Annotated in this window: 15 protein-coding genes; 10 read left to right on the top strand and 5 right to left on the bottom strand. The window is 60.4% G+C overall.

Annotation, left to right across the window (positions count from 1 at the left end; all coding sequences use genetic code 11):
- Positions 1 to 135 precede the first annotated feature (135 nt).
- From epd to ABTV87_RS27155, 6 genes are all read left to right on the top strand, one after another.
- Positions 136 to 1,188, top strand: coding sequence for an erythrose-4-phosphate dehydrogenase (gene epd, locus ABTV87_RS27180; protein WP_007959703.1), 1,053 nt, complete (start codon positions 136 to 138; stop codon positions 1,186 to 1,188).
- A 12-nt stretch (positions 1,189 to 1,200) separates the two neighbouring features.
- Positions 1,201 to 2,364, top strand: coding sequence for a phosphoglycerate kinase (locus ABTV87_RS27175; RefSeq protein WP_007959705.1), 1,164 nt, complete (start codon positions 1,201 to 1,203; stop codon positions 2,362 to 2,364).
- A 34-nt stretch (positions 2,365 to 2,398) separates the two neighbouring features.
- Positions 2,399 to 2,620, top strand: coding sequence for a hypothetical protein (locus ABTV87_RS27170; protein ID WP_258712481.1), 222 nt, complete (start codon positions 2,399 to 2,401; stop codon positions 2,618 to 2,620).
- Between the two features lie 56 nt (positions 2,621 to 2,676).
- On the top strand, positions 2,677 to 3,009 hold the full coding sequence (locus tag ABTV87_RS27165) for an MliC family protein (RefSeq protein WP_011336325.1): 333 nt from the start codon (positions 2,677 to 2,679) through the stop codon (positions 3,007 to 3,009).
- A 125-nt stretch (positions 3,010 to 3,134) separates the two neighbouring features.
- Positions 3,135 to 4,199: a class II fructose-bisphosphate aldolase gene (fba, locus tag ABTV87_RS27160; protein WP_007959708.1), complete on the top strand. Its 1,065-nt coding sequence runs from the start codon at positions 3,135 to 3,137 to the stop codon at positions 4,197 to 4,199.
- Positions 4,200 to 4,357: 158 nt separating this feature from the next.
- Entirely contained in the window at positions 4,358 to 4,609 is a 252-nt protein-coding gene (locus ABTV87_RS27155; protein WP_085608893.1) for a helix-turn-helix transcriptional regulator, read from the top strand.
- Positions 4,610 to 4,816: 207 nt separating this feature from the next.
- Here the strand turns inward: ABTV87_RS27155 and ABTV87_RS27150 are convergent, their stop codons facing one another.
- Positions 4,817 to 5,176: a DUF6124 family protein gene (locus ABTV87_RS27150; protein WP_085608894.1), complete on the bottom strand. Its 360-nt coding sequence runs from the start codon at positions 5,174 to 5,176 to the stop codon at positions 4,817 to 4,819.
- A gap of 364 nt (positions 5,177 to 5,540) precedes the next feature.
- Positions 5,541 to 6,209, bottom strand: coding sequence for a polysaccharide lyase family 7 protein (locus ABTV87_RS27145; RefSeq protein WP_007959711.1), 669 nt, complete (start codon positions 6,207 to 6,209; stop codon positions 5,541 to 5,543).
- A 351-nt stretch (positions 6,210 to 6,560) separates the two neighbouring features.
- Between ABTV87_RS27145 and ABTV87_RS27140 the strand changes: the two genes are divergently transcribed.
- Genes ABTV87_RS27140 through ABTV87_RS27130 form a run of 3 tightly spaced genes read left to right on the top strand, consistent with a single transcriptional unit; the run spans position 6,561 to position 9,538 of the window.
- Entirely contained in the window at positions 6,561 to 8,684 is a 2,124-nt protein-coding gene (locus ABTV87_RS27140) for a putative bifunctional diguanylate cyclase/phosphodiesterase (RefSeq protein WP_085608895.1), read from the top strand.
- 41 nt (positions 8,685 to 8,725) lie between these two features.
- Positions 8,726 to 9,217, top strand: a complete 492-nt coding sequence (locus ABTV87_RS27135) for a M48 metallopeptidase family protein (protein WP_007959720.1) — start codon at positions 8,726 to 8,728, stop codon at positions 9,215 to 9,217.
- A 24-nt stretch (positions 9,218 to 9,241) separates the two neighbouring features.
- Entirely contained in the window at positions 9,242 to 9,538 is a 297-nt protein-coding gene (locus ABTV87_RS27130) for a winged helix-turn-helix domain-containing protein (protein ID WP_007894945.1), read from the top strand.
- A 42-nt stretch (positions 9,539 to 9,580) separates the two neighbouring features.
- On the opposite strand, the gene ABTV87_RS27125 is transcribed toward ABTV87_RS27130, so the two are convergent.
- Positions 9,581 to 10,033, bottom strand: a complete 453-nt coding sequence (locus ABTV87_RS27125) for a GNAT family N-acetyltransferase (RefSeq protein WP_011336314.1) — start codon at positions 10,031 to 10,033, stop codon at positions 9,581 to 9,583.
- Between the two features lie 256 nt (positions 10,034 to 10,289).
- Here ABTV87_RS27125 and ABTV87_RS27120 point away from each other — a divergent pair, with 256 nt between their 5' ends.
- Entirely contained in the window at positions 10,290 to 11,027 is a 738-nt protein-coding gene (locus ABTV87_RS27120) for a substrate-binding periplasmic protein (protein WP_064380188.1), read from the top strand.
- Between the two features lie 6 nt (positions 11,028 to 11,033).
- On the opposite strand, the gene yccS is transcribed toward ABTV87_RS27120, so the two are convergent.
- The gene (yccS, locus tag ABTV87_RS27115; RefSeq protein WP_007959728.1) at positions 11,034 to 13,217 is read right to left on the bottom strand and encodes a YccS family putative transporter; all 2,184 of its coding nucleotides are present in this window, start codon (positions 13,215 to 13,217) and stop codon (positions 11,034 to 11,036) included.
- Between the two features lie 222 nt (positions 13,218 to 13,439).
- Positions 13,440 to 14,618 (bottom strand): NAD(P)/FAD-dependent oxidoreductase, encoded by a 1,179-nt coding sequence (locus ABTV87_RS27110; RefSeq protein ID WP_007959730.1) that lies wholly within the window; start codon positions 14,616 to 14,618, stop codon positions 13,440 to 13,442.
- Between the last annotated feature and the right edge of the window lie 52 nt (positions 14,619 to 14,670).

The raw sequence follows: 14,670 nt of genomic DNA, 5'->3' as shown, positions 1-14,670 counted from the left end.
GCCCGCTCCCACAGGTTCTTTGGTGTACACAAAATGTGTGACCAGCCTAGAACACTGTGGGAGCGGGCTTGCCCGCGAAAGCGGTGGTTCGGGCAACATCGCACTGCCTGATTCACCACGGTAATCGAGAACCCCATGCCTCAACCGCGTCCCTACAAAGTTGCACTCAACGGCTACGGCCGGATTGGTCGTTGCGTCTTGCGTGCGTTGTTCGAGCGAGGCTCGGCGGCAGGGTTTGAAATTGTCGCGATCAACGATCTGGCCGACATGGCCAGCATCGAATACCTGACACGCTTCGACTCCACTCACGGCCGGTTCCCCGGCGAAGTGAAGGTCGATGGCGATTGTCTGCATATTAATGGCGACTGCGTGAAGGTCCTGCGCAGTGCCACCCCCGAAGGCATCGATTGGGCGTCGCTGGGCGTCGATCTGGTGCTCGAATGCTCCGGCGCCTACCACACCCGCGCAGACGGCCAGCGTTTCCTCGACGCCGGCGCGCCGCGTGTGCTGTTCTCGCAGCCGATGGCCAGCGAGGCGGATGTCGACGCCACCATCGTCTACGGCGTCAATCAGGATTGCCTGACTGGCGACGAACTGCTGGTGTCCAACGCCTCCTGCACCACCAATTGCGGTGTGCCGCTGTTGCGTCTGCTGGATCAGGCGGTCGGCCTGGATTACGTATCGATCACCACTATTCACTCGGCGATGAACGATCAGCCGGTGATCGACGCCTATCACCACGAAGACCTGCGCCGCACCCGTTCGGCGTTCCAGTCGGTGATCCCGGTGTCCACCGGTCTGGCGCGTGGTATCGAGCGCCTGCTGCCGGAACTTGCCGGGCGAATTCAGGCCAAAGCCGTACGCGTGCCGACGGTCAACGTGTCCTGCCTCGACATCACGATGCAGACCGCGAGCGACACCGACGCCGGCGAGGTCAACCGGATCCTGCGCGACGCCGCCACCAGCGGCCCGCTCAAAGGTCTGTTGGCCTACACCGAATTGCCTCACGCCAGTTGTGATTTCAACCATGACCCACATTCGGCCATCGTCGATGCCAGTCAGACCCGCGTTTCCGGCCCACGGCTGGTGAACATCCTGGCCTGGTTCGACAACGAATGGGGTTTTGCCAACCGAATGCTGGATGTTGCAGAACACTATCTGCAAACAGCGACTTCAAAAAAACCGTAGGAAGTGCGACCCATGACCGTGTTGAAGATGTCCGACCTCGATCTGCAAGGTAAGCGCGTATTGATCCGCGAAGACCTCAACGTCCCAGTCAAGGACGGTGTTGTCACCAGCGATGCGCGTATCCTGGCTTCGCTGCCGACCATCAAGCTGGCCCTGGAAAAAGGCGCGGCCGTGATGGTCTGCTCGCACCTGGGTCGTCCGACCGAAGGTGAGTTCTCCGCCGAGAACAGCCTCAAGCCTGTCGCTGACTACCTGAGCAAGGCCCTGGGCCGCGAAGTGCCGCTGGTGGCTGATTACCTGGGCGGCGTTGACGTCAAGGCCGGCGACATCGTGCTGTTCGAAAACGTGCGCTTCAACAAGGGCGAGAAAAAGAACGCCGACGAACTGGCCCAGCAATACGCCGCCCTGTGCGACGTGTTCGTGATGGACGCTTTCGGCACCGCTCACCGCGCAGAAGGTTCGACCCACGGCGTCGCCAAGTTCGCCAAAATCGCCGCTGCCGGCCCGCTGCTGGCTGCTGAGCTGGACGCACTGGGCAAAGCCCTGGGCGCCCCGGCCAAGCCGATGGCGGCCATCGTTGCCGGTTCCAAGGTCTCGACCAAACTCGACGTGCTGAACAGCCTGAGCCAGATCTGCGATCAACTGATCGTCGGCGGCGGCATCGCCAACACCTTCCTGGCTGCGGCCGGTCACCCGGTCGGCAAGTCGCTGTACGAGCCGGACCTGCTGGACACCGCTCGCGCCATCGCCGCCAAGGTCAGCGTGCCGCTGCCGGTCGACGTGGTAGTTGCCAAGGAATTCGCTGAAAGCGCCGAAGCGACCGTGAAACTGATCGCTGACGTTGCTGCTGACGACATGATCCTCGACATCGGCCCGCAAACCGCGGCCAACTTCGCCGAACTGCTGAAGTCGTCGAAAACCATCCTGTGGAACGGCCCGGTCGGCGTGTTCGAATTCGACCAGTTTGGCAACGGCACCAAAGTGCTGGCCCAGGCCATCGCGGACAGCGCGGCGTTCTCGATTGCCGGCGGTGGCGACACCCTGGCGGCCATCGATAAATATGGCGTGGCAGAAAAGATCTCCTACATTTCCACCGGCGGTGGCGCGTTCCTCGAATTCGTCGAAGGCAAGGTGCTGCCGGCCGTTGAAGTCCTGGAAAGCCGGGCCAAGGCCTGAGGCCGCCCGATTGGCCAGGCAAAGGAGTGTTCAGATGGTCAAGTCGTTAGCGCTGTTGTTGCTGACCGGTACATTGGCGGCCTGCGGGAGTAACCCGAAGGCTGCGCCGGAGCCGGCACCCGGCGACGCACAGAAAGGCTGCTACCAGGCCGACTGGCAGGCCGAAACCAACCCGGTGCTGAACAAGCGCTCGGGCCCGGACGGTCTGGACAAATACGAGACGCAAACCCCGGCCAAGGAACATGGTTGTCCTTGACCGGTCTGACTCTTTACTCAAGTCCGGCGGCGTGCGCTGCCGGTCGAGGAACACGGATGAAAGGCTTGATCGCCGTTGCGGCACTGGGATTGTTGGGTGGTTGCGCGCAGTGGAACCCGTTCCAGTCGTCCGCCCCTGTGGATAACTGGACCACCTGGACCTGCGACAGCCAGGCCAAGGTGCTGTGGCGCTTCACTGATGCCGCCCGCAAGGAAGTCGATGTGCGTCTGGGCGGCGGTGATCAGGTCTATCGCCTGAAAGAAGAGCCGGGCGCCTCGGGCGCGCTGTACAGCGATGACATGCTGGCGTTTCACATCAAAGGTGAGGAAGGCCTGGTCTACTGGGTCGCCACCAATGATTTGATCGGTCGGGGCTGCAAAGCCGAATAAAACAGAATTTGCTTTATCGAATCACCAGGCCGGGCCTCAACCCCCGATCTGCAATCACTTGAATAGCCGCCGCCGCTCCGGCAGGCTGGCACGATTAACGACCCAAACCGGGAGAGACACACACAATGGCACTTATCAGCATGCGCCAGATGCTGGACCACGCAGCCGAGTTCGGCTACGGCGTTCCAGCCTTCAACGTCAACAACCTTGAGCAGATGCGCGCCATCATGGAAGCCGCTGACAAGACTGACTCCCCGGTGATCGTTCAGGCTTCGGCCGGTGCCCGCAAATACGCCGGCGCCCCGTTCCTGCGTCACCTGATCCTGGCGGCAATCGAAGAATTCCCGCACATCCCGGTGTGCATGCACCAGGACCACGGCACCAGCCCTGACGTCTGCCAGCGTTCCATCCAGCTGGGCTTCAGCTCGGTCATGATGGACGGCTCCCTCGGCGAAGACGGCAAGACCCCGACCGACTACGAATACAACGTCCGCGTAACCCAACAAACCGTCGCCATGGCTCACGCCTGCGGCGTTTCGGTAGAAGGCGAGCTGGGCTGCCTGGGTTCGCTGGAAACCGGCATGGCCGGTGAAGAAGACGGCATCGGCGCCGAAGGCGTTCTGGACCACAGCCAGATGCTGACCGACCCGGAAGAAGCCGCTGACTTCGTCAAGAAGACTCAGGTTGATGCCCTGGCCATCGCCATCGGCACCAGTCACGGCGCCTACAAGTTCACCAAGCCACCTACCGGTGACGTGCTGGCGATCGACCGCATCAAGGAAATCCACAAACGCATCCCGAACACCCACCTGGTGATGCACGGTTCCTCGTCGGTTCCACAAGAGTGGCTGGCGATCATCAACCAGTACGGCGGCGACATCAAAGAAACCTACGGCGTACCGGTTGAAGAAATCGTCGAAGGCATCAAGCACGGCGTGCGCAAGGTCAACATCGACACCGACCTGCGTCTGGCATCCACCGGCGCCATGCGTCGCCTGATGGCCACCAACCCGAGCGAATTCGACCCACGTAAATTCTTCGGCGAAACCGTGAAGGCGATGCGCGATGTATGTATCGCTCGTTACGAGGCTTTCGGTACTGCCGGCAACGCTTCGAAGATCAAGCCGATCTCGCTGGAAAGCATGTATCAGCGTTATCTGAAGGGTGAGTTGAACGCCAAGGTCAATTGAGACTGGGGGTTTAGCTGATTTGAAAGAAACCCGCCGTGAGGCGGGTTTCTTTTTGCCTGGGTTTTTTATGTCTAGCTCATATATACGTTGCGTGAGATGTCACCTATAACGGACAAAAAGCCGGAACGGCTTACTGAAGTCCGATATAGGTGACATTGATGATCTTGTACAACCCGCCGCTGTTTGGTGAACGAATCCGTCAGTACAGGCGTGCGAAGGGTTATACCCAGGCGCTGTTGGCGCAGAGAGCGGCGTGCAGCCGTAAGACCATTATTGACCTTGAAGCGGGAGGGAATGTGGCCCTATACACCGTGTTCAGGGTTTTGACAGCGCTGGGAATGACGCTTGATATCGTGGATAACCGGATAGATATCAAATCCTTGGCGGAACTGGTTGAACACGATGAGTAAGCTGCAACGGAGTCCGTCTACGGATTTTTACGGGAGGTGATTTTTGCGTGGGGTAAGAATTATCCAACGTAGTTGAGTACCTAGACGGCTGATCAATAGGACGTAGTCCATGTTCCGCTACCGCAACATTTGAAGATTCATGTTGTGCAAACACAACATTTCACTTCGAGAAACCCGCCGTGAAGCGGGTTTTTTAGATAGAACGGATTATTTCGGCTCGACGTGATCCAGTGCCTGATTCACCGCCAGTTCTCCAAGCATCACCAGTTGCGCAATGCCTATCGCGGTTTTGCGGTCGGCGGGGGCGAGGGTGGCGGCGAAGTTGTTGAGCATTTCGCTGGCGGAGCCGAGGGTTTCGCTGGCGTTGGCCAGCAGGGATTCGGTGTTGTAGGCGGGATTGGCGAAGTACATGCGGTCGGGTTCGTTGACCGTGGCCATGATGCGGGAGCCGGGGCAGAGGTAGTGGTCGAGGGCGCGTTCGGCGGCTTCGTTGAGTTTTTTGGGGTCGATGGAATCGTAGGGGGAGGCCGGGTCTGTGACCGGCGGATGAGGTGTCGATTGAATCATGTTTCGTCTCCGGGAAGTGGAGCCGACACCGGATCGCTACTAAACGATGGGGTGGCAGCTGAACGCAGGTTAGTAGACCGGGGAGACGCGAACCGGCGCGCCCGAAAGCGCCCTGCGTACAGCTACCATCAAGCGCAGATACCGAGATATCTCACTTTCTGGAGTGCAAATACGCCTCGCGAACCCTCGGGCTACTAAACCCGATCACTGTGAATCAGTGACCGAAATCAAGTTACCGATGGCCCTCCAGGCGCACAAGCCGGCGGATTCTGGCGTACCGGTAGGCAGCGACGCAAGCCGTTGTAGGCTTCGGGACGTTACGCGCACTGCCTTTAAACAGCGGCCTTAAACGTGCGAGCCACCGCTATTTATCGTGATCGATGTCCAGCTTGCTGAACGTCACCTGCCCCCCCTCACTGGTGTACCCGGTGTTGTCCTGCACATACACGCCTGCCTTGAAATACAGCGGCTTGTTGCGCCATGTCGCGCTGATCTGCGAATCCCATTGATACCCGGCCGCACTCACGCCCAGCGCACCGCCGGGGCTCAGGTGAATGAGGTAGTTGAACTCGCGATTGAGTTTGATCCCGGTGGCAAGGGTGATGACGCGGCTTTCGTCCTGATCCGGATGGGTGCGCAGTTTGATCACCAGGTTGCCGGTCTCGGTTTTGTCTTTGTACTGGTACTCAAGCTTGAGCATCGGCTTCTGGCTTTCATAGGCGTGGATCTGGCCGATGACGATCTTGCCGGAGCTGGGCACCTTGTTGACCGAGAGGGTCGCGCGCAGCAGGTTGTCGGCGTCCGGGTAATACCAGTTGCGCAATGTTCCGTTGCTGTAGGTTTCGCGCAATTCGGTGCGCGGGTAGATCGCGTTTTCGGTTTTCGAGCCGGTCACCGGGGACCAGAAGAACAGGGTGCCGGTGTCGGAATGGAAGTACTGATCCTTGAAGCCGTTCACCAGTTTGGAGGTTTCGACGGTGTAGGGCGGGCTGCCAACGGGAACGCTGAGGTTCCAGGTTGCGAGGTCGATCATGTCGGTTCTTCCACTCTGTTGCTGTTGCACGCGCGTGCCAGAAGCTCTAGCCCGCGGTTCTTGGGGGCGGCCTTTATAAGCGTAGAGGGATTTTTTGTTAACGGCCGTCTGGCGGATGATTGGCGTCAACATCCTGTCGAAATGCCATCTTTCCCGGTTTTCGGGGGCTTCAGCGGTGACCGTTAGTCGGCTGCCTATCGGTTTGGTTAAATGATGGCTGGATGACAGCTATTGCTTTTACAGATCCCGGACTAGAGTGAAGGCTCAGTGACTGTACGGTTTTCACGAGAAACCGCGCGGAACGCTGATCCGAGATGCCCCGACACGAGATGTCCCGACAAGAGAAGCAGCATGGAATGCGCGCAACCCCAGCCAGGTGAAGGCAGCTCAGTCCTTTTGATCGTTGATGATTACCCTGAAAATCTGATCAGCATGCGCGCGTTGCTGCAGCGCCAGGACTGGCAGGTGATGACCGCGGCTTCCGGTTTCGAAGCCCTTAGCCTGCTGCTCGAACACGACGTCGATCTGGTGCTGCTGGATGTGCAGATGCCGGGCATGGACGGTTTCGAAGTCGCGCGGCTGATGCGCGGCAGTCAGCGCACGCGCCTGACCCCGATCATTTTCCTCACCGCCAACGAGCAGTCCCAGGACGCCGTGATCAAGGGCTACGCCAGCGGCGCGGTGGATTACCTGTTCAAACCGTTCGATCCGCAGATTCTCAAACCGAAAGTCCAGGCGTTGCTGGAGCACCAGCGCAATCGCCGGGCCTTGCAGCGTTTGAGTCAGGATCTGGAATCGGCGCGAGCCTTCAATGCGTCGGTGCTGGATAACGCCGCCGAAGGCATTCTGGTGTTGGGTGAGGATGGTTTGATTCGCTTCGCCAACCCGGCGATTTCCCGGCTGCTGAATGCGCCGGTGAAAGAACTGGAAGGGCAGGAGTTTCTCGATTTCCTGCAGAAACCGCACATTCCGCTGTGGGCCGACTCCGAGTTTTATGCCAGTTACAAACGCGGCGAGACGTTGCGCTTGCACGACGCGCTGCTGCGTACCGCGCCGGGGCAGCAAGTGCCGGTGGCCTTGTCCTGCGCGCCGCTGCCGAGTGAACAGCACGCGATGGTGGTGACGGTGCTGGACATGTCGGTGGTGCGCCATCTGCATCAACAGCTGGAATTTCAGGCGGTCACCGACCCGCTGACCGGGCTGCTCAATCGCCGGGGTTTTTACCAGACTGTGGAAAACCTGCTGTTGCGCGGCGAGCGCACGGACAGCAGTTGGGTGCTGATGTACCTCGATCTCGACGGCTTCAAGAGGGTCAACGATTCCCTCGGCCATGATGCAGGGGACCGGGTGTTGCGCTGGGTCTCCGAACAACTGAAAGCCTGCCTGCGGCCATTCGATATTCTGGCGCGGATGGGCGGCGATGAGTTCACCGCGCTGCTGGATCTGGAATTCCCCGAACAAGCGGCGAAGATCGCCGAGAAGCTCATCGAGCGGGTGTCGATCTGTCAGCAGATCGAAGGCCTCGATATCGCTCTGGGTGCGAGTATCGGCATCGCCACCTACCCGGATTGCGGCAACAACCTCGACGGGTTGATGCGCGCCTCGGACATTGCCATGTACGAAGCCAAGCGTGCCGGGCGTCAGCAATATCGCTTTTACGATCACGAAATGAACGGCCGTGCGCGCTCTCGGCTGATGCTGGAAGAGAGCGTGCGCAACGCCATCGAGAACCGCGATTTCAATCTGGTGTATCAGCCGCAGGTGGCGATTGGTGACGGCCGGATTCGCGGTTTCGAGGCATTGCTGCGCTGGCAGCACCCGAGCGTCGGCGACGTGCCGCCGGGGTTGTTCCTGCCGTTACTGGAAGAGGCGACGTTGATCAGCCGGCTCGGCAGCTGGATTTATCACCGCAGCGCCGGGCAGCGTAAGGCCTGGGAGTCCGAGTTTTCCAAAGATCTGGTCATCGGCGTGAGCCTGAGCAACACCCAGTTCGGCCTGCCAAATCTGGTCACTGAATTGCGCCAGGTGCTGGAGCGCCATGGTTTGCAGCCACACCAGATGGAAGTGGAAGTGACCGAGGAGGCGCTGACGATCAATCCGGACGAGACCCGCAAACAGCTGAAGCTGCTACGCAATCTCGGGGTGCGGGTGGCGCTGGATGATTTCGGTTCCGGGTCCTGCTCGCTGGCGCATCTGCGTGATCTGGAGCTGGACACTCTCAAACTCGATCGGCACCTCATTGCCCGATTGCCGGACTCGTCTCGCGACGCTTCGCTGGTGCGCACGGTCATCGACCTGTGCAAGGAATACGGCTTGCTGGTGATTGCCGAAGGCGTGGAAACCGTCGAGCAATACCAGTGGCTGCAAGCCCATGGTTGCGAGTACGTGCAAGGGTTCCTGGTGGCGCGGCCGTTGGTCGCCGAGGACACCGCACGCTTTACCGAGCCGTTCGACTGGAGCGCGTTGGCCGGTTGAATTCGCTACACTGGCGGCCTTTTCATGACCCGTGCCGCCCCATGACTGCGTTGAAATACCTCCAGGCCTATCCCGCGAATCTGCAGGATCAGGTGCGCCAATTGATCGCCGACAACCGCCTCGGTGATTACCTGAGCCAACGCTATCCGGGCCGCCACGATGTGCAGAGCGACAAGGCGTTGTACGGCTACGCGCTGGACCTGAAGCAGGAATACCTGCGCAACGCCCCGGCCATCGACAAGGTTCTGTTCGACAACCGCCTCGACCTGACCCATCGCGCCCTCGGCTTGCACACCACGGTCTCGCGGGTGCAGGGCGGCAAGCTCAAGGCCAAGAAAGAAATCCGCATCGCCTCGCTGTTCAAGGACGCCGCGCCGGAGTTTCTGAAGATGATCGTCGTCCACGAGCTGGCGCACTTCAAGGAGTCGGATCACAACAAGGCGTTCTATAAGTTATGTGAGCACATGCTGCCGGGCTACCACCAGGTCGAGTTCGACCTGCGGGTGTACCTGACGTGGCGGGACATGCAATAAGACATCAAACAACGGAGCGCATGCATGGACGTAAGCAAGACCAAGAGCAGTTTCTACCGGCGCTTGTACGTGGCGTACCTGATCGACAGCGGCCTGGCCAGCAGCGTGCCGGCGCTGACCGAAGTCACCGGCATGCCCCGGCGCACGGCGCAGGACACCATTGCGGCGCTGGCGGATCTGGATATCGTCTGCGAGTTCGAACAGGAAGAGGGCGCGCGCAATCATGCGGGGCGCTATCGGATTCGCGAGTGGGGGGCGATTGATCGGGGGTGGATTGAGCGGAATTTGCGGCAGATCAAGGCTGTTCTCGAGTATCCCTGACCTCAGCAGAGCCTTCGCGGGCAAGCCCGCGAAGGGGAAATCTCAAGACCGCCGCATACCAATATGCGGAATGTCATCCTCAAGATATTCCTCACCCGCGACCACAAACCCGTACCGCCCGTAATACCCCTGCAAATGCGCCTGGGCCGACAGATAGATCGGCACTTCAGGCCAACGCTTCTCGGCCTGTTTCAGCGCCTGTTCCATCATTTCATGCCCCAATCCCTTGCCACGGCCGGCCGGCGCCGTCAGCACGCGGCCGATCACCACGTCGCCACCCTGGGATTCCGGATCCAGCAGGCGCAGGTACGCCACCAGCTGATCACCGTCCCAGCCCATCAAATGGCAGGTGTCACCGTCCAGATCCTGACCGTCCGGATCCAGGTACGCGCAGCGCTGTTCGACCACGAACACTTCCGAGCGCAATTTCAAAATGGCGTACAGCTGCTCCAGTCCCAGATCGCTGTGATGTTTGCAGACCCACTCGATTGTCATCTTCCGATTCCTTGAACTACGTCGCCCGATACTAAGCGCAGCGCCGAAATATGTCTGTATGGCTGAGAAATCTGTGACAAAGGCCAAAATGCCATCATTCCAATATCGCGGCCCGCCGTACTTTGTGTAATCTGCTGGGAAGCGCTGTGCAATGGCTTCAATGAGCTAATGTTAGGGCCTGGGATTCGCCGGTAAGGGGCCTTGGGGTTTTGACTGAAAACACGCCGGGCGGCCCGCCCGCTAAGGATTTTCAAGCATGCCGCGATTGCATCGAGCCTTTGCTTTGATCGGATTGCTGTTGCTGGGTCAAAGCGCTGCAGCGGAGAAATTGCGTCTGGTATTCGACGTCTGGCCGCCCTTTACCGATGACACGCTGGTCAACGGTGGGCTGGCGACCGACATCGTGAGCACGGCCCTGGCCCGTGCCGGTTATGCCAGCGGTTATGAGCAGGTGCCGTGGGCGCGGGCGTTGATGGGGGTTGGCGAAGGACGTTACGACGTGCTGGTCAACGCCTGGTACAACGACGAGCGCACGAAGCTGGGGCAGTTTTCTGCTGAGTACCTGCTCAATCGCGTGCGTTTCCTCAAGCGCAAAGACGCGCCCATCGAATACAACAACCTGCAGGAACTGCACACCTATCCGATTGCGGTAGTGCGCGGCTACGCCTATTCGGCGCCGTTCGATGCCGACACCGCGTTGCAGAAAGTCCCTGTGCATAACTTCGCCATGGCCGTGCGCATGCTGGCGGCGGACCGGGTCAAGCTGACCCTGGAAGACGAATACGTCGCCCGCTATTACCTGGCCCGGGAATCACCGAAGGTGCGCAACGCGGTGGAGTTCCTGCCCAAGCCGTTGAGCGAGAACAGCCTGCACATTCTGGTCAGCCTGAAGAACCCGCAGCACGAACAGATCGTGGCCGGGTTCGACAAGGCGATTGCATCGATGAAGGCCGATGGCAGCTATGACAAGTTGCTCAGGCAGCACGGGATGTGAGGCGGCTCAATCTTCGGCTGTGTCTTTGATCAGGTGCGCCGCCAGCGTGCGCAACGGCCCGAGTTGACGGCAGATCAACGCCAGTTGCGTCTGCACCAGCCGCTGGCCTTCGTCGATTTCGTCCGGCATTTGCTCAAGCTCGTTGGCCAGCGCTTCTTCCTCATCGCTCTGAATCGCGATCGGCTGTTTGCTCGCCAGACCCTGGGCGATTTCATCGATACTTGCCGCCAGACTCACGCCGGCGCCGTCGATCAGGTGTTCGCGCACCTCGGCCGGCAGCTGGGTTTCCCGGTGTGCACCAAGCCCTGACAGATAGCTGAGCAAGGTGTGCGACAGCACCAGAAAGCGGAAGCCCACGTCGGCTTCCTTCCGGAAATGCCCCGGCTCCATCAGCATGTTCGCCAGCGTCGTGGAGAGTGCCGCGTCGGCGTTGTGCGCGTTGCGCCTGGCCAGGCGATAGGCGAGGTCGTCGCTCTTGCCGGCGGCGTATTGCTGCATGATCTGGCGCAGGTAAATGCTGTTGCAGGTGAGGGTGTTGGCCAGCACTTTGTTCAGGCGTCGACCCTGCCAGTCCGGCAGGAACAGGAACACCGCCAGCCCCGCGATCAGGCTGCCGAGCAAGGTATCGAACAGCCTCGGCACAAACAGACCATAACCATCGCCGACCTGGTTGAAGCAGAACAGCACCATGATCGTGATCGCGGCGGTCGCCACGGTGTAGCGGGTGGTGCGGTTGGTAAAGAACACCACGCCGGCAGCGATGGCGAAGCACGACTGCACCAGCGGATTCGGGAACAGATCGAACAGCGCCCAGGCAATCGTCAGGCCGATCGCCGTGCCGAAAATCCGCTGACCGAGTTTGCGCCGGGTGGCGCCGTAGTTCGGCTGGCAGACGAACAGCGTGGTGAGGATGATCCAGTAGCCTTGCGACGGGTGAATCAGGTGCACCATGCCGTAGCCGATGCTCAACGCCAGCGGCAAACGCAGGGCGTGGCGGAACAGCAGCGAGGTCGGCGTCAGCTGCGTGCGCAGACGAATCCACACGTCCTTGAAGTTGCGCGGCGAGCGGTCGAGCAGGCTGCTGTCGGTGGCATCCGCCAGGGCGTCGGGGTTGCTGGCGTCGCTGAGCAAACGGTCGAGGGTGCCGAGGTTGGCCGCCAGTGCGCGCAGTGAACGCAGCAGTCCGCGCCAGGCCGGGTTGCTCTGGATGCGCAGGTGTTCGAGGGAAGCGTGCAGGTCGCTCAGGGCTTCGGCGAAACTCGCGTCGTAGATGAACGGCTGACGCATCTGGATCGATTCGGCCAGCGCCCGGCAGGCCTTGCCTTGCTGGCGCAGCAGGCGCTGGCAGCGGAACAAGACATCGCTGTGGAAAAACGCATCGGCCAGCGCGTTATAGGGATAGTGCGAAGAGCTGGCGCGTTCGTGAATGTCTTGCGCCAGGAAGTACAGCTTCAGGTAACGGCTGACTTTCGAGCCGGGGCGACCGTTGCCGACCCGGTGCAGGATGATTTCCTTGGCGCTGTTCAGGGCTGCGACGACCCGGCCGTTTTGCTGGGCCAGTTCCAGTCGCCGTGCTTCGACGTCCATCTGACGGATCGGCTCGAACAGCGAGGATTTCAGCTTCAGGTAATAGCCGAGTTCGCGGAACAGCCGCGCCAGACTCTGCTGCACCGGCTGATTGGAAAACATCGCCTGCCACAGCACCGACAGCAGGCCGTACCACGCAGCGCCGGCCACCAGCAGCATCGGCTCGTGCCAGAAATCCGTGACCGCGCCGCCGCGCTGATCCACGCCGATCATGGTGTAGACAGAAAGTATCAGCGTCGCAGAAGCGATCGCACCATACCTTTCGCCGAGCGCCCCAAGCATGGTCAGGCCGAAACTGGCCAGTGCCAAAGCGATGACAAAAACGATGGGGTAGGGGAACAGCAATTCCACGGACAGCGCCGCGACGCTGAAACACACCAGCGTCACCGCCAGTGCATTGAGGCGGCCCTGCCAACTGTCGTCGGTCTCGGCCAGGGCGCTGGCGATGATCCCGAGGAACAACGGGATCAGCAGCCCCATTTCATCCTGATACCAGCACAGCGCCATGCTGCCGGTCAGGGCGATGAACACCCGCACGCTGTAGCTGAATTTATCCAGCGCCCACAGGCGCCGCAAAGACTGACGAAACGAAGTCGAGGACATGAAGTGCGAAGGCCTTCCGAGGCGATGCCGCTAAATTGAGCCAGTAATGACGCCGACGCAATGGCGCCGATCACATCTGACAGCAAAAAGTGTTCCTTTCATGCACCACATACCACTGTGGGAGCGAGCTTGCTCGCGATGGGGTCGGCACATGCAACATGGTTGTTGGCTGACAGTCCGCGTTCGCGAGCAAGCTCGCTCCCACAGTTTGATTTGTGTTTGTCAGACGTACTGCGCGGCGGCGTAGCCAGAGGCCCACGCCCACTGGAAGTTGAAACCGCCCAGATGCCCGGTGACATCCAGCACTTCGCCAACAAAATAGAGGCCCGGGCTTTTCAGCGATTCCATGGTCTTGGACGACACTTCGCGGGTGTCGACGCCGCCCAGCGTCACTTCGGCGGTGCGATAGCCTTCGGTGCCGGCCGGGACGACTTTCCAGCTGCCGAGCTTTTCGGCGATGTCCGCCAGTTCGGCGTGGGTGTACTGCTTCATCGGTTTGGAGACAAACCAGTTGTCCGCCAGCAGGTTGGCCATCTTCTTGGTGAAGATTTCACCGAGCAGGGTTTTCAGCTCGCTGTTCGGACGCTCGGCGGTTTGCTGTTGCAGCCAGCTCGCGGCGTCATGATCGGGCAGCAGGTTGATTTCGACCGTGTCGCCCGGCTCCCAGAACGAGGAAATCTGCAGAATCGCCGGGCCACTGAGGCCGCGGTGAGTGAACAGGATGTTCTCGCGAAAACTCTGATCGTTGCAGCTGACCAGACAATCCACCGAGGTGCCGGACAGTTCGGTGCACAACTCCTTGAGCTGGTCGGTGATGGTGAACGGCACCAAACCGGCGCGTGTTGGCAGCAGGTCGTGGCCGAACTGCTTGGCGACTTGATAACCGAAACCGGTCGCGCCGAGGGTCGGGATCGACAGACCGCCGGTGGCGATCACCAGCGACTGGCACTGGATCTGGCCGAGGGTGGTGTCGAGCAGGTAACCGCCCTCGACCTTCTCGATGGTCTGGATCGAGGTGTCGAGGTGCAGGTTGACGCCGACCTGATCGCACTCGTCCAGCAGCATGCCGAGGATGTCGCTGGATTTGTTATCGCAGAACAGCTGACCGAGTTTCTTCTCGTGGTACGGCACGCCGTGTTTGGCGACCATGCCGATGAAGTCCCACTGGGTGTAGCGGGCCAGCGCGGATTTGCAGAAGTGTGCGTTCTGCGAGAGAAAATTGCTCGGTTCGGTGTACATGTTGGTGAAGTTGCAGCGCCCACCGCCGGACATCAGGATTTTCTTGCCGGCCTTGTTCGCGTGGTCGAGCAGCATCACCTGACGCCCGCGCCCGGCGGCGGTCAGTGCACACATCAACCCTGCGGCGCCAGCGCCAATGATCACGACTTCGGTAGAGCGCAAAACGGTGTCCTCACACAATGACCACGCAGATCGTTCCCACGTCGAGGCGTCG

Origin of the sequence: Pseudomonas sp. PSE1(2024), assembly GCF_050990555.1 — a bacterium.
Classification (GTDB): domain Bacteria; phylum Pseudomonadota; class Gammaproteobacteria; order Pseudomonadales; family Pseudomonadaceae; genus Aquipseudomonas; species Aquipseudomonas aphyarum.
Note: the sequence above shows the minus strand (reverse complement) of the source record. Positions and strands in the feature narration are given on the sequence as shown.